Source organism: Anabaena sp. UHCC 0399 (genome assembly GCF_034931465.1).
In the GTDB taxonomy this organism is placed as follows: Bacteria; Cyanobacteriota; Cyanobacteriia; order Cyanobacteriales; family Nostocaceae; genus Trichormus; species Trichormus minutissimus.
This window is the reverse complement of record NZ_JAYGGZ010000019.1, coordinates 72,128-93,461: the sequence shown is the minus strand read 5'-3', so window position 1 is coordinate 93,461 and position 21,334 is coordinate 72,128. Positions and strand designations below refer to the sequence as shown.

The following is a 21,334-nucleotide window of genomic DNA, read 5'->3' as shown; positions in this document are numbered from 1 at the left end:
GCCTTGTAGGGAGGTTTGGAGAGGGGTTTTTCAGATCCCGTGCAAAGTCAGATTGCGAATTGGTTTAACATCTGTGATACATTAGCACCAGATACTGCCAAAAATTTTATCAGTATGACAGCTACAACAAACTCTCGTTATGTCACTCGAAAACCGGAAATTTTATCAGGTGAACCGATTATTCAAGGAACTAGAACACCTGTGAGAGCGATTGTTGAAAATTGGCGTTTAGGAATTAGACCAGAGGAAATACCGTTACATTTACCTCATTTAACTTTAGCCCAAGTCTTCGATGCTTTGAGTTTTTACTTAGATAATCAAGCAGAAGTCAATGAATATATCGAACGCAATCATGTCTCTGATGAATTAGTTCATCCAGCTATTAAAGCTAGATTAAATCAACAATGACAATTTTTGCTCAAGTTTATATTGATGAAGATGTAGATGTTCTAGTGGGTACTTTACTTTTAGCAAGAGGTTTTGATGCAACGACAGCAAGAGAACAGCAAATGTTAGGAGAACCAGATCAAAAACAATTAGCTTTTACTGCATCTATTAGACGTTGCATATTAACACATAATCGACTTGATTTTGAGGAATTACACACAAATTATTTAGTTAATAGTCAAACTCATGCAGGGATTTTGATTGCTAAACGTAGAAATGCCTATGAAATTGCTGAGAGGGTTGCTATCCTTCTTGATACTTTGACAGCAGATGAAATTGCTAATCAATTATTGTATATTTAGCGCAGTCATGCTAAAAGCCAACACAAGAAAGTGTAGCGACTGTCTAATTTGTTAGGTTAAGTAATCAATTATCATGAAGTTTTGGTTTTTTCACACTAAACAACCCAATATTTTAAGCTTGCCGCGCTACTACACCTACTTTAAAAAGATTTTATTGGATATAAAATTTTTATAAAGGAACATTAACAACTTGAATTAACTTAGAGCAAATCTGAGCTAGACATAATTCAAACTTTACCCATTTTGATGAACGTGCATGGAGAGAATCAATGTACAAAAATACATCAGCTACCGAAATTGCTTTTGCTACTTGTGGTACTAATGGCTTAGATGTATTTAAGTTTTGATAATCTATCCAAACCTGATAACCTTCCTTTGTTAAGAAATTAGCTAAACTTCGAGCAAACATGGAATCTGCCCAAGAATAACTGATAAAAATCATCATTATTCTGATTTTAATACCTGGTCAAATTTATCTAAGAAGCGTCCAGACGCTTTATCCTCTTTTATAGTTACTTCTCCAGGAACAAAAGTTAAAGACTCAGCAACACTCCAAGAACCATCTGGATTCTGACGTTCATTGGTTACTTGAATCACACATCCTCCAGGAACTTTCATTGCTTTTGTACTTTTCTTGAAGAAACTTCCTTGAGATATTCCTTGTGCCTTGAATAGAAGCTCAAACCTATCTGGATTTCCAGCAATATCCACCTTATCACCCAGATCAGATGTCTTTTCTACAAGTTTTCCTCCTACTAGCTTAAATCCTGCTACTTCAACACTACCACCTTTTTCAATTTGCCGTGTTACAAGCTGAAATAAATGTGTAACTTGTTTTTTGAAAACTAAAAATACTATTAACCAAAAAACAGGCCATACTAAAGTTTGGAGTAGAGGAATATAATCTTTAAATACCAATAGGTTAGTTTGTGCAGGAATTGGAATATTTTGTACCAACATAGGCCGGCTTTGCATAAACAAAAATAAAATCTTAATGTTTTAGCTGAAGAATTATTATTGTAGATATATATCTGGAAAAATTAGTGTTGATATAAAAATTTACATTCTTGATTATACAAGGTCTAAAAATTATAAAATAGTAGGGTTGAAAAACAAGACTTAACAGCAGAACACATATTCCGTGCTGGGTTGCACTACGTTACAGTTTAACTTCTAATGGTTGCACAGCAATACGCGTCACTAATTCCACATACAACGACCAAGCCACCTTGCGTTCTGTGGGGTCAACTTCCCAAGCCAGCGAACCAATGCCAAACGGCAGACTGACAGATCCATTCTTTAAGGAAACGCGATCGCGAAGTGTAGGCAAAGCATAATCGCGCATAATTATTTATAATTAAGCAAATTTAACTAATTATCTGTGATTATTACAGGACTTACGCAACCCTAACGTATTTTCGTCATTGTGACTGTAGGGAAGCAATCTCAAGGCCTTTATTTTCGTAGCGAGTGCGTAAGTCCTATATTATAGTGATTGATGAAACTCTTTTACCAAAGCATTTTCAGGATGTGCTGGTAAAATGCGATCGTTAATGTAGGTTAAAAAATTTCGTAGTGAGGACTTTAGTCCTGAAATTGAGGGCTAAAGCCCTCACTACAAACTGTCATTATTAATCAGCGAGATTATGATATTTATAACACCTGTGCATCCAATCCTCGCATATCACCCTTAGCCCCAATTAAGTCATGTCAGTCGCCCAAAATTTACAACCAGTAGCAGGTATAATATTTCCACCAGGAGATATTGAAAGTGACCAACCAATAGAAGATATAATATTTCCGCCAGGAGATATTGAAAGTCACGAACCACCATTGGAAAGCGATTTACATCTACGCCAAATTATTCTGTTATTACAATGTTTAGAATTGTGGTGGCAAAACCGCAATGACTTTTATGCTGCGGGAAATTTGACAATATACTATAGCCAACGTCAACTCAAATCAGAAGAATTTCGCGGCCCTGATTTTTTTGTCGTGCGAGGATGTGAAAAGAAACCGCGCAAAAGTTGGGTAATCTGGCAAGAAGACGGTAAGTATCCCAATATTATTGTTGAGTTACTGTCACCTTCTACAAAAGCCACAGATAAAAGCTTAAAAAAGCAAATCTATCAAGATATATTTCGCACACCGGAATATTTTTGGTTTGACCCCAACAATTTAGAATTTGTTGGTTTTCATTTAGTAGATGGTCATTACCAACCTATAGAACCAAATCCCCAAGGTTGGTTATGGAGTCAGCAGTTAGATTTATATTTGGGTGTACAGAATAATCAATTACGCTATTTTACGGCACAAGGGGAGTTAGTGCCGACACCGGAAGAACTAGCAGCACAGGAAAAACGGCGTGCAGACGAAGAAAAGCAACGCGCAGAGGAAGAAAAGCAACGCGCAGAGGAAGAAAAACAGCGTGCTGAACAGGAAAAGCAACGTGCTGAACGCCTAGCTGCTAAGTTGCGGGAGTTAAATATTGACCCGGATATTCTATAAAATTATTGAGCGATGTTTTCAACAATTCAGATATAATAATGAGTTTGTCTATAGCACTCATTTTTTAGCATATGTCTACAACTTACACTGTTGAGATTCTCCACCAAGGCAAAACCCACACATTACAAGTTCCTGAAGATAAAACCATCTTATCAGTTGCCGATGAGCTAGGGCTAGATTTACCCAGTTCTTGCCATGCTGGTGTCTGTACAACTTGTGCAGGACAAATTATAAGCGGAACAGTAGACCAAGCTGACGGGATGGGAGTTAGCCCCGATTTGCAAAAAGAAGGCTACGTATTGCTGTGTGTGGCTTATCCCCGTTCTGATGTAAAAGTTGAGACAGAAAAAGAAGAAGTAGTTTATCAGAAGCAATTCGGTAAATAATCCCAAAAGATTAATGTTAGTAATTGGTAAATTTTTGCTGTCAGGATTTATGGCAGAAAACACAAATTGCTGATGGTGATTATTACCAATTACTGTTGATAATCAATAGGATAGATAAAATCAGTATTTAGCTCTGGCTGAGATCGGTTATTCTAGAATCTACAAATCAACCGGACTGACACCAATGACAACTCATTTCATTACCGCAGAAATCGACCTTCAAGAAACACCTACAGAGTTACAACAAGTGATTGAAGCTGAGTTGCGAAAGCAGGGCGAACCGCTAAGATGGGCGATTACTGCTGTAGACGCTGATAAAGAAAAGGCTACGGTGGAAGCTGTAGTGACTACAGTTAGTGCTGAGTAAATAAAAGTATGAAAGGATGATGGTGGATCTAGGTTTGTAGTAAGGACTTTAGTCCTGAATATTCTTAGCACTAAAGTGCTTACTGCAAACTTATCACAGCTTTTGCGCTAGACCATGCACTCAGCACTTAAATATGACTCGTCCCTACACTGCTATTCTCATAGTCCCAACTGGTGTTGGTGCAGCCATTGGTGGCTATGCCGGGGATGCTATACCTATTGCTAGATTAATAGCACAGGTTTGCGATCGCCTGATCACTCACCCCAATGTTCTCAACGGTGCAAGCTTATACTGGAATATTCCTAATGCTTTTTATGTAGAAGGCTACGGACTTGACAAATTTGCTGCCGGATTGTGGGGTTTGCGTCCTGTACGTAATAACAAAATAGGTTTACTTTTAGACCAGGGGATTGAAACAGACTTAAGGTTGCGACACCTCCAAGCAGCCGATGCAGCGCAGGCTACTCTGGGATTAACTTTGACAGATTATGTGATTACAGATGCGCCATTAAACGTAGAATTACGGACTGCACCATCGGGTACGAGTTGGGGAACAATTGGCAACCCAGATAGTTTATTGCGAGGGGCGGAAACATTAATTAAAAAAGCAGGAGCAGAAGCGATCGCAGTTGTTGCCCGTTTTCCCGATAATATGGATGAGGAAGCAGCGCAAAACTATCGCCTAGGTCAAGGCGTAGACCCAATTGCCGGAGCAGAAGCTGTAATTAGCCATTTAATAGTCAGAACATTTCACATTCCTTGCGCCCATGCACCAGCCTTAGCGGCTGAACCTCCCGCGCCAAATTTATCGCCGCGATCGGCTGCGGAAGAATTAGGTTATACTTTTTTACCGAGCGTACTCGTAGGATTAAGTCGCGCCCCACAATTTATCTTAGAAAAGGGATTAACTACATCCCTCCAAACAGATATTTGGGCAGAACAAGTAGATGCCATAATTATGCCAGCCACTGCCTGTGGTAGTAGTGCATTACTCAGCTTGAGCCAAAAGTCATGCCAAATCATTACAGTAGAGGAAAATCAAACTCAAATCAAAGTCCCATCCCAATCATTGGGGATAAAATCTATACAAGTAAACTCATATTTAGAAGCAGTAGGTCTATTAGTAGCCCATAAAGCAGGCATTAACCCAACTTCCCTAATTCCTAAAATATATCCTTTATCAATAGTCAATAGTCAATAGTCAATAGTCAATAGTCATTGGGCATGGGCTATATAATCTATCTTGTTTACCTTCCAGGAGTTCTTCATTGCGTGACGCTAACGTGAACTACCGAGGAGTATAATTTTGAATTTTGAATTGATTTGTCCCTAATCCCTAAACAACCGTGGTAGAACAACACAAACAAGAACCAGAAACTCCATACTTGACACGAACCCAAGTGCTAGTGGCGATGGGAGTCACTGCAATTCTGTTGTGGATAGTCGCTAGGCTGTGGTTACGCTTCGGTAACTTTTTATTATTTGAATGGCACTGGTATCCTAGGGACTTTCTCTTAGGAATAGGTGTAGGGTTATTCATCACAGCTATAAGTGGCATAGCTTATCGTTTGTGGCTACCATACCGCAAAAGTGCGGATTATTACTTGGAATTGGTACTGAAACCTTTAATTTGGCCTGACTTAATTTGGTTAGGTTTATTACCGGGATTAAGTGAAGAATTATTATTTCGCGGTGTCATGTTACCCGCTTTAGGACTAGATCATCTAGCCGTAATTGGCTCTAGTGTCTGCTTTGGTATTTTGCATCTTAGCGGCCCTCAACAATGGCCTTATGTAATTTGGGCAACTATTATTGGAATAATCCTAGGATACAGCGCACTTTGGAGTGGTAATTTGCTCGTGCCAATTGTCGCTCACATTATGACCAATTGGATTTCTAGCTGCTTATGGAAGATTCAGCAACCATAAGCAATTCTTCACGACGAATTACGAATTACTTTCGTGCTGCTAGTGCGATCGCCTGTGGTAGTATCGTATGCTCTTGAACTTGAATCCTGGCGTGTAGTGTTTCAGCCGTGTCATCTGGTAAGATTGGCACGGCAGCTTGCATCAAAATTTCGCCGCTATCTACTTCTAAACAAACTAGATGCACTGTGCAGCCAGTGATTTTTACACCAGATTGTAAGGCTTGTTCTACAGCGTGAATACCTTTGAAGCTAGGCAATAAACTAGGGTGAATATTAATAATTCTGTTGGGAAAGGCATCAATGAATACGGACGTGACCACGCGCATCCAACCAGCTAGAATCACCCAATCTACATCATATTGCCGCAAGGTATTGACAATTTCTTGGTCAAATGATTCACGATTTTTATATTCACGATGATTCAACAAAACAGTTTCTATACCTCTATTAGCTGCTCTATTAGCTGCTTTAGCTGAGGGATTATTGTAAATTAAAACTTGAATTTGGGCGTTGAGTTGCTTGTCTTCAATAGCTTGGGCAACTGCTTCAAAATTACTGCCGCTACCAGAAGCCATAATCCCCAGTTTTAAAGGAGCTACTTCAGTCAGTTGATGAGTTTTAACATTAGGAGAAACAAGGCTAGAGGTAAAATCAGGGCGGAGGGTCATAAGCAATTCAAAATTCAAAATTCAAAATTCAAAATTCAAAGTTACAAAGATATAAATAGATTAACTGAATAACCAAGAGGAAAATTATCAATGCAAAAAAAATCTACTCAGTCATGGTTAGATAATGATACATTCGCCGCCTGGACTTTTCTCACACCTGCGCTAATTTTATTAGGTTTATTTGTTATTTGGCCGATTGCCTATTTGTGTTACCTCAGCTTTACGGCTGGTAGTTTCACTTCTACAGGTACTTATTGGATAGGGTTGAAAAACTATTGGCGTTTAATCCTCAACCCCGATTTTTGGCAAGTTCTGGGGAATACCGTTTATTTTACCGTTGCTACTTTAATTCCTAGTTTGATTATCCCTATAGGTCTAGCAGTATTGTTAAATCGCTCCATAGCTCTACGGGGTTTTCTGCGGAGTGCGTATTTTTTACCCTCTATTACTTCTTTAGTCGCGGCTGGGTTAGGATTTCGGTGGTTATTTCAATCCACTGGCCCTGCCAACGGATTTTTAAGTTTGTTTGGTATTCCCGCTATTTCTTGGCTAGGAGATACATTTTGGGCAATGCCTGTATTAATTGTTTTGAGTGTCTGGAAACAACTCGGTTTTAATATGGTCGTGTTTTTAGCAGGCTTGCAAGCTATTCCCTCCAGTCGCTACGAAGCAGCAGAACTAGACGGTGCTAATGGATGGCAACAATTTTGGTACGTTACCTTACCAGGGTTACGCCCGACTGTAATTTTTGCCACAATTACGACTGCTATTTTTACCTTGCGGAGTTTCGAGCAAGTATATGTAGTTACAGGTGGTGGGCCGCTAAATACTACTAATTTGCTAGTTTACTACATTTATCAAGAGGCTTTTGGGCAATTTGATTTTGGTTACGCCGCCGCCGCCGCTACAGTGTTGTTAGCTTTCACGCTTATATTGGTCTATCTGCAATTACAAAGTTGGGGTGAGGAATCTTGAGGGAGACAGAAGGTAATATTTAAAATTCTCGGTGTGAGAAGATAAAAATAGCGATCGCCAATAAAAAGGTAATGTAGATTAAACCATAAACTGCATTACCAAGCAATGTAGCCATATCTGGTATTGCTTGCAAACCATAAACAGCATCATTTTTTAAATCTAGTCGAGATAAATCTGGCAATATTAGATATAGTCCCTGACTGATACGTTCCATTACTGGGTTGCGACTCATCCGGCTCAATTGGACTAAATTTTGAGTAATATTACCCATTAAATACACGGCAAATGTTAAAGCTACAGCTAATAAAGAACTAGTAAATACACCAAAAGTTATTGCTACAGCATTGATTACAGCTAATTGCAAGCATAAAAATAGTGATGCAATTAAAATACTGGCTATTGAGTAGGGAACATTTCCAAACTGCAAAAATAGCAAGTAAATAGCTGTCATACTAGCAATTAAGACAGCCAAGACAGATGATAAACCTAGAAATTTACCAGTGATAAATTCCCCACGGCTAACAGGTTTAGCAATTAATAATAATATAGTGCGTTTTTCAATTTCTTTATTAACAAGTCCTGTACCAATAAACACAGCAACAATTACACTAATTGCACTCATTGCTGCTATCCCAAAGTCTAAAAACATTTTGTCTTCGGTACTAGCTGCATATTCAGGTAAGGCGCGGTTAGCCACAGCCAAGATTAAAGCATAAAAACCGATAATATACAGAATGCGATCGCGTACCACTTCCTGAAATACATTCTTTGCAATTACTAAAATTTTGGTCATAATCACTACTCCACACTCCTAACTCACTACTCCACACTCACTACTCAGCACTCACTACTCAGCACTCACTACTCACTGCTGCGCTGGTGGTGCTGCTTTCCTGAGTGAGATAGTGCGATCGCAGTCAATTTCTGCGACTGCAATTTTATCTTCCGGGACACTACTATTTGTATTGCGATTTCTTGATGTTGCTAGTGGTTCAATTCGACACGATTTCTTTAAAAAATAACCTTTAGCACTAGAACTTGGGCCTACCCAAATACTCAGCAAATCTAATACATAACCAGATTTAGTATTAGTAACACGCGGCTCAATACGCCATAGTTCTTTTTCTCTCAATCCCAAGGAATTTTTATCTAAAATTTCTTTACCTAATTGTCCTACCCTCACATTTGCCTCTAGTAGCCATCTTTCAACTTGTGACCAAGATTTTTCTGATATTTCTTCTTCTACTAATGGTTGTAGTTGATTAAGTATCAAAACACCATTGGCGGGTACTTTTTCCGGTTCTTCCCTTGTAATTACAAAGGTACTATTTTGAAAATCATCTGCTAGTAAACTAGGATATTCCTGCAACCATTTATCAATCACAAAATAAAACTGTAGCCAGCAGCTAATAATCATACAACTACCGACTAAAATAATAATTTTTTGTCGAGCTTCTGGTTTAGGAATCCGCGCTTTAGAATCAACATCACTCCCTTCAATAAATTCGGGAATTGCTGTAATTAATGCTGCTATTGTTGGCCAAAGAACAATGGTCATTGGTGTTAACAAATTTTTTTGATTACCAAATGCAAAAACAGCAACTAAAAATCCGGTAATTACTGCACCTACGGGCATATATGTACCTGGAACTTTCAGAGGATCATCAGTTGTGTACCAAGCTGTGCCAGCAATTAAAAATAACCAGCCACAAAGGGCAATAATATCTCTGATGTAACCTCCAGCAAAAGAAGATATTGCACCAGAAAAAACACTTAAATAAATTAAGGTCTGCCAAGAATAAGCCTGCGGCGGAATTAATATTTTTTTAAGGCGTTCATAAACGTCTTCAAATATTTTAAATATCCCGAAAATATCTTTGAGCAAGGTGTTCATTTAGATACCTCTAGTTATAAAACTTATATTGATGGAGCAAATATTTTTAAAGTTCTTACCCATAGAATTAGTGTGATAGCAGTGTAGCTCAATGAATTTGCGATAATTGTAGTAGTAACTAAATTAGTATTTTGAAATTGAGCCTTACTGAGAAAGCTAAATTTCAACCGTGTAAGTATAGGTTTGTTTTCTTGATTTTTTCCTAAATCTTCACTTAATGAAAAGACCAAAAATCTTAAGAGGAAGAATTTCATTAAAAATGTCCCAAAGAAAATTGTGATAGTAGTGAAAACTAAAACGCCTTGGGTACTAGTGGACTTTAAAATATTAAACAAAACATAATTAATTAGCTCAGTTCTCAACTGAACTGGCAATCTAGGTTCTACGTAAAAAAATATCAACCAACCAAGAACACCAGAAAATAAATTGACTGCGATCGCATAAAAAATACTCGATTTTTTATCAAAATTTAACCTTCTGTGAAAAACGTAAGCTTCCAGAGGAATAGCTATCAAAAAAAACAAAAAATTGAACAAAATTACGCCAACTGGCAGAATTTTAGGGAGAACAATATCTTCAAACATACAAGCTCAAACTAAAAGTTAAACTGTAGAGAGTATAGCTGTAGTCATGAGACTGCTGAGGGCAATTATCTCACTGTTGCTGCGGCTTACTACCTTGGTGTGCCAGTATACTCCAATTTATCGTTAATATACCCACAGATTTGAAAATGGGCATTGGGCATGGGAGTATCTACATCGATATTGGTCGAACTAGTATATTCAAGGGTGCAGGGTAGAAAAATTAATGACTAATGACTCTTAACTAAAAAGATGACGAGAAACGGTATCGGTATTCGCACAGCACAAGTACGTTCAGAACGGCTGACTGGCCAAATACACGTATATGATGGTGTGGGCAAAGGGAAATCCCAAGCGGCTTTAGGGGTGGTTTTGCGCTCGATAGGTTTGGGTATCAACACACCAAATAATTCCAACCGGGTTTTACTGCTGCGGTTTTTAAAAGGTCCAGAACGGGATTATGACGAAGATGGAGCGATCGCTGCTTTACAGCGCGGATTTCCTCATTTAATTGATCAAGTCCGCACTGGGAGAGCAGAATTTTTTGGTGTAGAAGAAATTACAGCCTTCGATCGCGCCGAAGCGGCACGAGGTTGGGACGTAGCCAAAGGCGCGATCGCTTCTGGTTTATATTCCGTCGTCGTCTTGGATGAACTTAACCCCGTCCTCGATTTGGGTTTACTCTCAGTTGATGAAGTAGTACAGACGCTCAAAGCTAAACCCCAAGAGTTAGAAATCATCGCCACCGGACGCGCTGCGCCGCAACAATTACTAGATATTGCGGATTTACACTCAGAAATGAAACCGCAACACCATCCCACCGCCACACAATTATTGATGAATGGGATTGAAATTTATACAGGTGCAGGCAAGGGTAAATCTACCAGTGCTTTAGGCAAAGCCTTACAAGCCATAGGTAGAGGTATCAATCACCCAGGCTCAACTCGTGTATTAATTATGCAGTGGCTCAAAGGTGGTAGCGGCTATACAGAAGATGCAGCGATCGCCGCTTTGCGACAATCATATCCTGAAGTCGTCGATCATCAACGCTGTGGTCGAGATGCGATCGTCTGGCGCAATTCCCGGCAAGAATTGGACTATGTAGAAGCCGAACGGGGTTGGGAAATCGCCAAAATTGCGATCGCTTCTGGCTTATATAAAACCATCATCCTCGATGAACTCAATCCCACTGTAGATTTAGAATTGCTTCCCGTTGATCCCATTGTCCAAGCTTTACTCCGCAAACCCCGCGATACGGAAATTATTATTACTGGACGCTGCCAAAATCATCCCGCCTACTTTGATTTAGCCAGCATTCACTCTGAAGTTTATTGCCACAAACACTATGCTAACCACGGCGTAGAACTCAAACGAGGCGTAGATTTTTAGATTATTCAACAGTCATTAGCTTATAAACTATTGACTATGAACTCTTGACTCTTGACTTATGGAAAATCAAAACTTACTCGATTTGGTGATAGGAGGACTAGGGATCGCTATTCTGGGTGGCGGGATGTTAATGATGTTCACAACAATATTCACCACCAAAAATAGATAATCCCGCAGCCAAGATGCTTCACATAAGATAATTTTCTAACGTAACGCCTGTAGAGACGTTGCAGTGCAACGTCTACTCAATACCCAATAGCCAATGAAGCAACATAAGCTAAAAATTTGCTAAAAAAATTTAAAATAAGGGTTTGGCTGAGGTGCATGATGAAAATAGCAATAACTGGCGCAACGGGATTTGTGGGCAGTCGTTTGGTAGAAAGACTCCACCAACAAAGTCATCAAATATTGATATTAACGAGAAACACTACTTTTGCTCGCAAGGTGTTTCCAGCAGAAGTTTTTACTAATGTAGAGATTGTTGCCTATTCACCTACTACATCTGGTGCTTGGCAAGATGCCATTGCCGGGTGTGATGGCGTAGTTAACTTAGCTGGCGAACCAATAGCCGAGAAACGTTGGACACCAGAAGAAAAACAATCAATCCTCAATAGCCGCCAGTTAGGCACACAAAAAATCGTCGAAGCTATAGCCAACGCTAACCCCAAGCCTAGTGTGTTAGTTAATGCTTCCGCTATTGGCTATTACGGCACTAGTGAAACTGCTACCTTTGATGAAAGTAGCCCATCTGGTAAAGATTTCCTGGCTAAAGTTTGCCAAGCTTGGGAAGCAGAAGCCCAAAAAGTGAAAGATGTTGGTGTCCGCTTAGTAATTTTGCGCTTTGGGATTGTACTGGGATTGGGTGGGGCTTTAGGTAAAATGATCACCCCATTTAAACTCTTTGCTGGCGGGCCTATTGGTAGCGGTAGGCAATGGTTTTCCTGGATTCACATAGACGATTTAGTAAGCTTGATTGTGCAAGCCCTTACAAAGCCAGACATGGAGGGTGTATATAACGCTACTGCCCCTAATCCTGTAAGAATGAATGATTTAAGCCAAACTATGGGTGAAGTGATGAATCGCCCCTCCTGGCTACCTGTCCCTGGATTTGCCTTGGAAGCACTGTTAGGAGATGGCGCGATCGTTGTGTTAGAAGGACAACAAGTTTTACCTAAACTTACTTTAGAGACTGGGTTTGAATATCAGTATCCTAAGTTACAACCAGCCTTGAAGGATATTTTGCATTAGAGTCAATAGTCCACAGTCAAAAGTTGAGGTGATATTTAACTGTTGACTAATGACTCAAAACTATTGGCTAGAAAGAAACTTCCGAGATACCCAACTAATCAAACCACTGAGCAGCGCACCCCCCATCAGGATACCAATGGCTGGGTTAAATACAGGTTGCCAAAGTTTGTGCCACAAATCTAAACCTAGGTTAACACCAGCTGCATCACCCATAACTGCGATCGCAAACCAAGCAAACCCAAAAAAAACTAAAAACACATCCGCAACTAAAATCAAGTTAAGCCAATTTAACAGTTTATCTTTCATAGGGGACTGGTAACTGGGGACTGGGGACTGGGGACTAGGAATATTAGATTTTGGATTTTAGATTATTCAATCCAAAATCCAAAATTGCAAATCCAAAATTGAAAAGCTGGGGACTGGGGACTGGGTACATAGAAGAAGAGAGCAGAGTGTCAAAGGGTAATACTTAATATGGGTATTCTCCCCTGCTCCCCTGCTCCCCTGCTTCTTCCTATTCTCTACTCACCTAAAACCCAGGCTTTGACTTTTGCCAAACTCTGCCAATCAGGTTTTCTGCTAAAACCATCTTCAATACTATTTTGAATTTCCTCCCGCCATTCTGGATTTACCAAAATTAATTGGTTGGCAACATCAATGTGTTGTCTGATACCTTTTTGGTTAGTTTCCAGCATAGCTACAGCGAGATTAACTCTCGCTTGGGGATCTTGAGGGTTTAACTTTACTGCTTTTTGGGCAGCCTTCAATGCCAAGGTGTATTTATCTTCTAGAAGATATAACCAAGCTAAACAAATCCATGCTGCACCTGTTTTCGGAGAGCGATCGCACACTTCTTTAAACACAGGGATTAAATCAGTAGCGGGTTCTCCGGCTTTATAACGAGACAAACCTGTATCAAACAGGGATTCTACTGTTTGAGTCATAGAAAATTAATCAATGGTCAATAGTCAATAGCTAATCATAGTCCTAAGTCAGCAGTCTATAGCCAAAAATTCTGCCAAACTGAACTATAGACTATGGACTAAACACCAAATGATTTGCCACAACCGCAGGTTTGATTAGCATTGGGGTTAGTGAATTGGAAACCACCACCAATCATGGCATCGCTGTAATCGAGCATTAAACCGTAAAGATATAATAAGCTCTTCTTGTCGCAAACTATCTTAAAGCCATCGTAATCAAATACTTCGTCCTGGGGAGTGATCTGGCTTTCTTGTTCAAAGTCCATCATATAAGACATTCCAGAGCAGCCACCTTGACGGACTCCTACTCGTAAGCATAAGTCTTGGCCTTGCTTATCCTGGAGGGATTTTACTTGGCGCAGAGCGGCTTGACTCAACTGTATGCCGCTTTGTTGAGATTGTGTTACTTGTGTCATCCGCTTTTCCGACTCCTTAAATTGTTGAGAATAGCCTATGAGTGATTGTCTAGCAATTTTTGTATATATTCTAGCGATAATGATGATGCTAATTACCAAAATGTAAACACTCCGTTAAAAGCAGCCAAAGGTTTTTATTCTAGAATTGAGAGACTCGGTATGTTGAGACATTGGGTATTTTTTAAAGATACATCCCTGTGACAACTTGAGTCGCCAATACCTTCAGGTAAAGCCAGGAAAATGTTATTCGTGGCTAGCCACTTCCCAAAGGTTACTTTTATATTGCTTCTTTTTGGTTAACTCGCTCTATGACAAGTTTTAATCGCTCTACCAGTCGTCGGCTGAAGAAATTAACGCAAATTCCTTCTGTGTGGGAGGGCGATCGCCGTCCGTTGTCATCACCAACCCAGCATTCCCACTCAGAGGACAAGGGCGAATGTATTCTTTGGGTGGATGGTTCACAAGGTATGGTTCGGGGAATGGATGTAATATCTCCAGACACTGGCCCAGAAGCGATCGTTCGCACCTTAATGCGGGCGATGGAACATCCCCACAGTCCGGCGAAACCCGCTAGACCACAAAGAATTGTCGTTAAAGATCGCGAGATCCAGTTTTACCTGCGTGGCGTACTCCAAGATTTAGATATCGCCATTGACTATGCACCAGAATTACCTTTAATAGATGAACTATTTCGCGGATTTGCAGAAATTATCGACAATCAAACCCCTGATTTACCTCCACAGTATGCCCAAGCATTACACAATAAAGCATTTGCGATGTGGGAAGCAGCTCCTTGGGAATATTTGGAAGAGCAGCAAATCTTGTCTATAGAGATTAATAAATGGGATGTTGGCACACTCTACGCCTCAATCATGGGAATGTTGGGGATGGAGTATGGCATTTTGTTTTACCGTTCAGAAGATTCTCTCAAGCGATTTCGTGCCGCAGTTTTACAGGATGATGATTCTCAAGGGCATTTAGAAGAGGCTTTTCTCAAACAAGATTGTCTGTTTCTGACTTTTGATACTGAGGAGGAAGAAGATGATGATGATGAATTTGAGGATTTAGCTGATTTAGCTCTATCAGAAATTACCCCGACCTTTGGCACTATACACCCACTAGAAGGGCTAAGATCGGTTTTATATGAAGAAGAAGCAATAGTAATCTTCTTAGCTTTAGAGAGTCTTTCCCGCTTTATTCGTGACCATCGTCATCAGCTTTTTGCAGAAGAATTCCCTAGTCTGAGTCATCGCTATCGCATTTCTTTACCGGAAGCGAAGGAAGAAACTAAAACAGTATCTGTCACTGTTGCTACTATGCCGGAACTCGCCGCCGAATTAGAAGAAATGGCAGATTTAACTGCGTCAGAAGAAGAAATAGATGAGCTAGACTCAAGTGATTTTCGTTCGCTGCGAGATGACTTAATCCCAGAAGACTCTTTTCTCAGCTTGGGAGTCATCTCTTGGGAGATGCTGGAGTGTCTGCGAAAGGGAGTCACCTATCACCAAGCTGGTGAGATTAAACCTGTGGGTGATGGATTACCCGTAATTTTAATTCAAACTTCTCGCCCGAAAGCTAAAACTGTTATTGAAAGCATGGAAGCAGCTGGTGGTCTCAATGCTATTTGCTTTAATCCCGGTGCTGATCCTTTCGATGGCGATCGCTATGATTTAGGTTTATTACAAACACAAAATGGTGAATTATTTCTCTTCGGCGAATTTTTAGATGAAGACCCTATCCATGTAGAAGCTCGCCAAAAATGGAATCAACGCTGTAAGCAGACCAAAGGTTATTGTGGGCTAATTATTGCCAAAGGCTTAACAGGTGCTTCCCGTGGCAATCCGCAATTGCGAGATATGATGGCTCTATTTGAAGCGCGATCGCTCTCACCCAAAGATTTAGGTATTGGTACTCTCCAATTAATGCCCCAATTTCAATTGGAATAGCAATTGGGGTCATTAGCATCGATAAATTTCTAACTTATTTTCCTCATCTGCGATAGCGGCTATCTCTTTGGTAGCCGCTATCGCTTCTCTGTCCTCATACCGAGTTGCTAGGGGGTGCGAAGTGAAGAATACTTGTCACCCGTTAAGCCATCTCCCAAGCCGTCATCACCTATCACCTGTCACCTGTTTTCTCCATTCACAGTTATGTCATTACCTGGTGACTTCATCAAGTTTTCATAAACTCACCTATTTTCTAGTGATTTCTCATAACTAGGTGGGTAATTTAAAAGAGCAGATACTAATTTAGTAGACAGAGTAATTACTAATGTCAATATTTGGTTATTTTAGAAAAATAAAATTTGGATAGAAAATCAACAAAAAATGATGTTTTTAAATTACATATTTTATGAAGTAGATATAAGGTTAATTAGAAATTCAAACAAAACTATTGTATCTTTATGTTTTTCTTATAAAGTTCTGAAAACATACAAATTATCCCTTTAATAAAGTTTTTCTAAAGCACAAAAAACATGGCTATAATAGCCATACAGCAACTGCATAAAAAGCTGATGGATTAGTTTTCTAATTTATTGATTTAATAATGAACCCTAATGCAGATATTTAACGCTATTTATAGATAACCCAAGACATTGAATAACCTTATCTTAATTGCAGAATTAACTGCAAATGATGGTTAAAAATTTACAACTAAATAGTTGGCAAACGCGAATATATTTTTGGTCGCGTTTGAAGAGTGTCAAGATGTCAATCTTACAAGCGAAATACTGATTAGATTAAATCATAAGCCGAGCAGGAAAACTTATGAACAAATCAGCCAAAATGACAGGAACAAAATCAAAAAAAACTTATCATTATGACTTAAGCCGTAAAAATTTTCATCCAATTGGTGTATCTGCATCAAATAGTAGTTGATACTTTGAATTTTAATTCTAGAAAATGGGGAATTATGTAAACCATTCAGGTGTTGTTTCTTTTTTTAGAGCATTAAACTACTGAATCAAAATCATGTTTTGTCTTACTGCTAGTGACTCTGAGATTCTAAATCAATACTATAGCTGCTAACTTCAGGGCTAGAACTAATTGTCTAAACTTAGAATAAAATAACTCAGAACCATCAAGCAGTGACTCTACAATTAAAGATTCATGTATTAGAAATACATCCAGATTAGATCATACCAGCCATCTAAGTTATCTCTTGTTTGTCTCTAATTTGAAGGGATGAGTTATGGAATATATTTCTATGGCAATGTATCTATATCATTGGAGAGAATAGCAATTTCGCAACTTTTAATAAATCAAAACTCTGGAGAGATGAATTATATGGAAACTAATTAGCTTAACTTCATTGTTGAAATTTAATAGTCATAGTTAAGCCTCCTATGGCTAAAGAGATCCTCTTAAACCGTGAGTCTGTACTATTATCGTCATCACCTAGTAGAGAGTTCTTCTATTTTCTTGAAAAACTGTGAACTATTTGATAAAACGAAAATTTTTCCTATGGTCGGTATCACTTGTTTCGCGACACAAATTCTGATAATCTTATCGTCTTCATCTTCAATTTAGTTGTTTTTGATGATGTTAATACACAGCAAATAGCATGATAATGACTAATAAAAAATGGGCCGTTAAACGTATAACTGTGAATTTAGCTGCACAGGAAGCAGAGAAATTAGAAAAATACTGTCAACAGACAGGTAGACCTGCAACTGATGTAATTCGGGAACTGATTAGAAGTTTACCTGTATCAGATGACAGCAAAGAAGTGAGTAGGTAGAGGATATTTTGATATTAAGGCAGGAAATCTTTTGACTACTCAATAAATACCTATAAAGCGGTTTTAAATCCACTATTCTTGACAAAAATTTGTCTAATGGAAAACATACGCTTTAGATTAAGTGCATCTAGCCACTGACAATTAGCAGGTTAATACAATCATATTGATCATCAGGTGCATAACTTTGCCGTCCCTCAAAATAATGCGTCGCTAGAGATAAGTAGCAAATTCCGACACCAACCCAGTTACAATTTGTAAAGAAACTGAAAAGGAAAGACGGAATGCGCGTTGCAATTGTAGGTGCGGGATTGGCTGGGCTAGCAACCGCAGTGGATTTAGCTGATGCCGGCTGTGAAGTCCAGATATTTGAGTCCCGTCCGTTTGTTGGGGGTAAAGTTGGCAGTTGGATTGATGCTGATGGCAACCACGTTGAAATGGGGTTGCACGTATTCTTTGGGTGCTACTACCAACTGTTCGATCTCATGAAAAAAGTAGGGGCGTTATCAAATTTACGCCTCAAAGAACACACCCACACTTTTATCAACACGGGGGGACGCACTGGTGCTTTGGATTTTCGCTTCTTCACAGGTGCGCCTTTTAATGGGTTGAAAGCATTTTTTACAACTTCTCAACTCTCATTACAGGATAAGCTACAAAATGCGATCGCTCTCGGTACTAGTCCTATCGTGCGGGGATTAGTAGACTTTGAAGGAGCGATGAGAACCATCCGCAACTTAGATAAAGTTAGTTTTGCTGATTGGTTTCGCAGTCATGGCGGTAGCGAAGGCAGTATTAAAAGGATGTGGAATCCCATTGCTTACGCTTTGGGATTTATCGATTGCGAAAATATGTCAGCCCGTTGTATGTTAACCATCTTCCAATTTTTCGCAGTTCGCACCGAAGCTTCTATACTGCGAATGTTGGAAGGTTCTCCTGATGAATACCTCCACAAACCCATCCTGAAATATTTAGCAGATAGAGGTACAAACGTTTACACTCGTCGCCAAGTTCGGGAAATTCAGTTTGCGGAAGTAGAGGGACAAACTCATGTCACTGGTATAGTAGTTGCCCAAGGTGACACAACAGAATTGATTACGGCTGATGCCTATGTCTGTGCTTGTGATGTGCCAGGAATTCAGCGCGTCTTACCCCAAGAATGGCGCAAGTGGTCAGAATTCGACAATATTTATAAATTAGATGCCGTACCAGTTGCCACTGTACAGTTGAGATTTGATGGTTGGGTAACGGAACTGCAAGATGGGGAGAAGCGTAAACAACTAGATCAGGCAGCCGGCATAGATAATTTACTCTACACGGCTGACGCTGATTTTTCTTGTTTTGCGGATTTAGCTTTGACTAGCCCTAGTGATTATTATCGGCAAGGACAGGGGTCATTGTTACAGTTAGTGTTGACACCGGGAGATCCATTTATTAAAGAAAGTAACGAAGCGATCGCCCAGCACGTCCTTAAGCAAGTTCATGAACTGTTCCCCTCATCACGGGAATTAAATATGACTTGGTACAGCGTGGTGAAATTGGCTCAATCCCTATACCGCGAAGCACCAGGAATGGATGTGTACCGTCCTCATCAAAAAACTCCTGTGCCTAATTTCTTCCTAGCAGGTAGTTATACTCAGCAAGACTACATCGATAGCATGGAAGGGGCAACACTTTCTGGACGACAGGCAGCAAAAGTCATCTTAGAAAATATTAAACAATAGAGTTATAGGTTAATCCCATCAAATACAAACCGAAAAATAATGGCTGATTGGCTAGAGCATAGCGTACAAGTAGAAGTAGAAGCTCCCATAGATTTAGTATGGGGTTTATGGTCTGATTTGGAGCAAATGCCCAAGTGGATGAAGTGGATTGATTCAGTGAAAATTCTGCCTGATAATCCAGAAATCTCACTCTGGAAATTGAGTACAGGCGGATTGGAATTTACTTGGAAATCTCGCATCCTCAAAGTTGTCCCCAACCAAATTATTCAGTGGGAATCTGTGGATGGGTTGCCTAATCAGGGAGCAATCCGTTTTTACGATCGCCACAGTAGTAGCATTGTAAAAATGACTATTTCCTATGCTATTCCCGGTTTACTCGGCAAAATCATGGATAACCTATTTTTAGGGCGAGCCGTAGAATCAACTATCCAAGCTGATTTAGAGAGGTTTAAGGAATATGCTTTGAATGCGAAAGCAAATTAAACTAACTATTTCCAGCAATCCGATTTAAGGATTAGGCGATGACCTACGGTCGGAAACCATCACAATTGTCTCCAACAAAAAGCGATCGCTAGACCCAACATTACCCAGGGTAGCGATCGCCTATTTAATCTTTATACTTACAACAAAGCTCGCTTCAACTTTCATGTGCAAAGCTTCAGCGAGCGTTTTTTGCTTTTATATGGGTCGCCCGGGATTCGAACCCGGAACTAATCGGTTAAAAGCCGAGTACTCTACCGTTGAGTTAGCGACCCGCGCTGCATTTTGCAACTTCGCTATTATAGCACTAATGTCTGGGTGTTTGTCAATGGATAACTAGAAAAAATCTGCCGTTAATCTCACCGATGCTGTATAACTAGCTCCTGGTTCAAGTACAGTCAGTTTTTCACCCGTATTTAGGGCATTGCGGGGTGCGCTCCAAGGTTCTAGACAATAGAACTCTTTACCTTTGAGCGTCCAGAATACGAGCATAGAAAAGATATCGTCAGAGTCTAGGGTCAGTTTGAGCTTGCGGCTATGGTCTGTCACACTAGCAGACTGACTGTTAATCTGCCCAAAAGCAAAATCAATTTCATCGCGGCTGAAGTCAAAATTACCGTTAAAGGGATGAACTTCTTTGCTTTTTTGGTCTTGATACTCCTGAGAGGGAATGGCGAATTCTAGTTGATTTTTATCCCCTACGAGGAAGTAAGGATGAAAACCAGCCGAAAATGGTAACGGTGTAGACGAGAGGTTTTGGTACTGTTGCTTAATTTCTAGAGTATTTCCTTGTAGTTCGTAAGTGAATACTACTTGGAAATCAAATGGATAAACTGCCTTGGTTTGCTCGTTGCTCTTAAGAATCAGAGTGAGTGCAGCTTTATCTGTAGTGAGTTGATCCGTTACTTCCCAGGGTAAGTCACGAGCAAAGCCATGTTGTTTGAGAGTGTACTGCTTACCATTAACGGTGTAGGTATTATCTGGTAAGTTGCCGCAAATGGGAAATAAAATTGGGTTTCCACCTCTAACGCTCAACTCTGGATTGGTAAAGCGTTCAGTGTCTAGGTAGAAAATTTCTTCTCCCTTGATTTGCCAACGGGTAATAATACCGCCGCGTTCTGGTACTACTTCCAGATGAGAACTAGCCGTTTCATCAGAAAGGATATAGGTTTTGTACTGTTGCTGTTGAATGGCAATACTAAACACGAGATTAGTCCTAGGAGAGTGAGAGAGTGCTGAGTGAGGGAGTGCTGAGTGCTGAGTGCTGAGTGCTGAGTGTTTTTCTTTTTGCTCATAACTCA

Annotated in this window: 25 protein-coding genes and 1 tRNA gene; 14 read left to right on the top strand and 12 right to left on the bottom strand. The window is 39.8% G+C overall.

The features are described from left to right. Positions 1 to 39 precede the first annotated feature (39 nt). The gene (locus VB693_RS12705) at positions 40 to 408 is read left to right on the top strand and encodes a DUF433 domain-containing protein (RefSeq protein WP_323266585.1); all 369 of its coding nucleotides are present in this window, start codon (positions 40 to 42) and stop codon (positions 406 to 408) included. After that, positions 405 to 749, top strand: coding sequence for a DUF5615 family PIN-like protein (locus VB693_RS12700; RefSeq protein WP_323266584.1), 345 nt, complete (start codon positions 405 to 407; stop codon positions 747 to 749). The genes VB693_RS12705 and VB693_RS12700 overlap by 4 nt, the downstream gene beginning before the upstream one ends. Positions 750 to 918: 169 nt before the next feature. Here the strand turns inward: VB693_RS12700 and VB693_RS12695 are convergent, their stop codons facing one another. From VB693_RS12695 to VB693_RS12685, 3 genes are all read right to left on the bottom strand, one after another. Further along, complete coding sequence (locus VB693_RS12695; RefSeq protein ID WP_323266583.1) at positions 919 to 1,194, bottom strand: toll/interleukin-1 receptor domain-containing protein; 276 nt, start codon at positions 1,192 to 1,194, stop codon at positions 919 to 921. Further along, a complete protein-coding gene (locus tag VB693_RS12690; protein WP_323266582.1) occupies positions 1,194 to 1,709 on the bottom strand; it encodes a hypothetical protein in 516 nt (171 codons plus the stop codon). Before VB693_RS12690 ends, VB693_RS12695 begins: the two co-directional genes overlap by 1 nt. 199 nt (positions 1,710 to 1,908) lie before the next feature. After that, positions 1,909 to 2,094, bottom strand: coding sequence for a hypothetical protein (locus tag VB693_RS12685; protein WP_323266590.1), 186 nt, complete (start codon positions 2,092 to 2,094; stop codon positions 1,909 to 1,911). Between the two features lie 362 nt (positions 2,095 to 2,456). Here VB693_RS12685 and VB693_RS12680 point away from each other — a divergent pair, with 362 nt between their 5' ends. The 5 genes from VB693_RS12680 (at position 2,457) to VB693_RS12660 (ending at position 5,938) form a co-directional block, all read left to right on the top strand. Then, positions 2,457 to 3,257 carry a Uma2 family endonuclease gene (locus tag VB693_RS12680; protein WP_323266581.1) on the top strand — a complete coding sequence of 267 codons (801 nt, stop codon included), beginning with the start codon at positions 2,457 to 2,459 and terminating at the stop codon, positions 3,255 to 3,257. 71 nt (positions 3,258 to 3,328) lie between these two features. Next, entirely contained in the window at positions 3,329 to 3,643 is a 315-nt protein-coding gene (locus tag VB693_RS12675; RefSeq protein ID WP_190698967.1) for a 2Fe-2S iron-sulfur cluster-binding protein, read from the top strand. A gap of 184 nt (positions 3,644 to 3,827) precedes the next feature. Then, on the top strand, positions 3,828 to 4,010 hold the full coding sequence (locus VB693_RS12670; RefSeq protein ID WP_323266580.1) for a hypothetical protein: 183 nt from the start codon (positions 3,828 to 3,830) through the stop codon (positions 4,008 to 4,010). Positions 4,011 to 4,143: 133 nt separating this feature from the next. After that, entirely contained in the window at positions 4,144 to 5,211 is a 1,068-nt protein-coding gene (locus VB693_RS12665) for a DUF3326 domain-containing protein (RefSeq protein WP_323266579.1), read from the top strand. A gap of 145 nt (positions 5,212 to 5,356) precedes the next feature. Then, on the top strand, positions 5,357 to 5,938 hold the full coding sequence (locus VB693_RS12660) for a CPBP family intramembrane glutamic endopeptidase (protein WP_190698976.1): 582 nt from the start codon (positions 5,357 to 5,359) through the stop codon (positions 5,936 to 5,938). A gap of 25 nt (positions 5,939 to 5,963) precedes the next feature. On the opposite strand, the gene purN is transcribed toward VB693_RS12660, so the two are convergent. Then, entirely contained in the window at positions 5,964 to 6,605 is a 642-nt protein-coding gene (purN, locus tag VB693_RS12655; RefSeq protein ID WP_323266578.1) for a phosphoribosylglycinamide formyltransferase, read from the bottom strand. 90 nt (positions 6,606 to 6,695) lie between these two features. Here purN and VB693_RS12650 point away from each other — a divergent pair, with 90 nt between their 5' ends. Further along, on the top strand, positions 6,696 to 7,580 hold the full coding sequence (locus tag VB693_RS12650) for a sugar ABC transporter permease (protein ID WP_323266577.1): 885 nt from the start codon (positions 6,696 to 6,698) through the stop codon (positions 7,578 to 7,580). Between the two features lie 19 nt (positions 7,581 to 7,599). Here the strand turns inward: VB693_RS12650 and VB693_RS12645 are convergent, their stop codons facing one another. The 3 genes from VB693_RS12645 to fraC form a co-directional block, all read right to left on the bottom strand. Continuing rightward, a complete protein-coding gene (locus VB693_RS12645) occupies positions 7,600 to 8,373 on the bottom strand; it encodes an ABC transporter permease (protein ID WP_323266576.1) in 774 nt (257 codons plus the stop codon). A 72-nt stretch (positions 8,374 to 8,445) separates the two neighbouring features. Continuing rightward, a complete protein-coding gene (gene fraD / locus VB693_RS12640) occupies positions 8,446 to 9,474 on the bottom strand; it encodes a septal junction protein FraD (protein ID WP_323266575.1) in 1,029 nt (342 codons plus the stop codon). Positions 9,475 to 9,497: 23 nt separating this feature from the next. Beyond that, the gene (fraC, locus tag VB693_RS12635) at positions 9,498 to 10,058 is read right to left on the bottom strand and encodes a filament integrity protein FraC (protein ID WP_323266574.1); all 561 of its coding nucleotides are present in this window, start codon (positions 10,056 to 10,058) and stop codon (positions 9,498 to 9,500) included. A gap of 249 nt (positions 10,059 to 10,307) precedes the next feature. Here fraC and VB693_RS12630 point away from each other — a divergent pair, with 249 nt between their 5' ends. Continuing rightward, entirely contained in the window at positions 10,308 to 11,444 is a 1,137-nt protein-coding gene (locus VB693_RS12630; protein ID WP_323266573.1) for a cob(I)yrinic acid a,c-diamide adenosyltransferase, read from the top strand. 327 nt (positions 11,445 to 11,771) lie between these two features. Further along, complete coding sequence (locus VB693_RS12625) at positions 11,772 to 12,692, top strand: TIGR01777 family oxidoreductase (protein ID WP_323266589.1); 921 nt, start codon at positions 11,772 to 11,774, stop codon at positions 12,690 to 12,692. Between the two features lie 60 nt (positions 12,693 to 12,752). On the opposite strand, the gene VB693_RS12620 is transcribed toward VB693_RS12625, so the two are convergent. The 3 genes from VB693_RS12620 to VB693_RS12610 all read right to left on the bottom strand — a co-directional run bounded on the left by VB693_RS12620 (position 12,753) and on the right by VB693_RS12610 (position 14,091). After that, positions 12,753 to 12,998 carry a hypothetical protein gene (locus tag VB693_RS12620; protein ID WP_323266572.1) on the bottom strand — a complete coding sequence of 82 codons (246 nt, stop codon included), beginning with the start codon at positions 12,996 to 12,998 and terminating at the stop codon, positions 12,753 to 12,755. Positions 12,999 to 13,213: 215 nt separating this feature from the next. Beyond that, positions 13,214 to 13,636 (bottom strand): tetratricopeptide repeat protein, encoded by a 423-nt coding sequence (locus VB693_RS12615; RefSeq protein WP_190698999.1) that lies wholly within the window; start codon positions 13,634 to 13,636, stop codon positions 13,214 to 13,216. A gap of 98 nt (positions 13,637 to 13,734) precedes the next feature. Then, the gene (locus VB693_RS12610; RefSeq protein WP_190699001.1) at positions 13,735 to 14,091 is read right to left on the bottom strand and encodes a HesB/IscA family protein; all 357 of its coding nucleotides are present in this window, start codon (positions 14,089 to 14,091) and stop codon (positions 13,735 to 13,737) included. 308 nt (positions 14,092 to 14,399) lie between these two features. On the opposite strand from VB693_RS12610, the gene VB693_RS12605 reads away from it, so the two are divergent. From VB693_RS12605 to VB693_RS12590, 4 genes are all read left to right on the top strand, one after another. Continuing rightward, positions 14,400 to 16,037, top strand: coding sequence for a DUF6930 domain-containing protein (locus tag VB693_RS12605; protein ID WP_323266571.1), 1,638 nt, complete (start codon positions 14,400 to 14,402; stop codon positions 16,035 to 16,037). A gap of 1,618 nt (positions 16,038 to 17,655) precedes the next feature. Further along, on the top strand, positions 17,656 to 17,832 hold the full coding sequence (locus VB693_RS12600) for a ribbon-helix-helix protein, CopG family (RefSeq protein WP_190699007.1): 177 nt from the start codon (positions 17,656 to 17,658) through the stop codon (positions 17,830 to 17,832). Positions 17,833 to 18,113: 281 nt separating this feature from the next. Then, positions 18,114 to 19,553, top strand: coding sequence for a 9,9'-di-cis-zeta-carotene desaturase (zds, locus tag VB693_RS12595; RefSeq protein ID WP_323266570.1), 1,440 nt, complete (start codon positions 18,114 to 18,116; stop codon positions 19,551 to 19,553). A 39-nt stretch (positions 19,554 to 19,592) separates the two neighbouring features. Beyond that, positions 19,593 to 20,036: an SRPBCC family protein gene (locus VB693_RS12590; RefSeq protein WP_323266569.1), complete on the top strand. Its 444-nt coding sequence runs from the start codon at positions 19,593 to 19,595 to the stop codon at positions 20,034 to 20,036. A gap of 200 nt (positions 20,037 to 20,236) precedes the next feature. Here VB693_RS12590 and VB693_RS12585 read toward each other — a convergent pair. After that, a tRNA-Lys gene (locus VB693_RS12585) sits at positions 20,237 to 20,308 on the bottom strand. 61 nt (positions 20,309 to 20,369) lie between these two features. Beyond that, a complete protein-coding gene (locus tag VB693_RS12580) occupies positions 20,370 to 21,239 on the bottom strand; it encodes an aldose epimerase (protein WP_323266588.1) in 870 nt (289 codons plus the stop codon). Positions 21,240 to 21,334 lie beyond the last annotated feature (95 nt).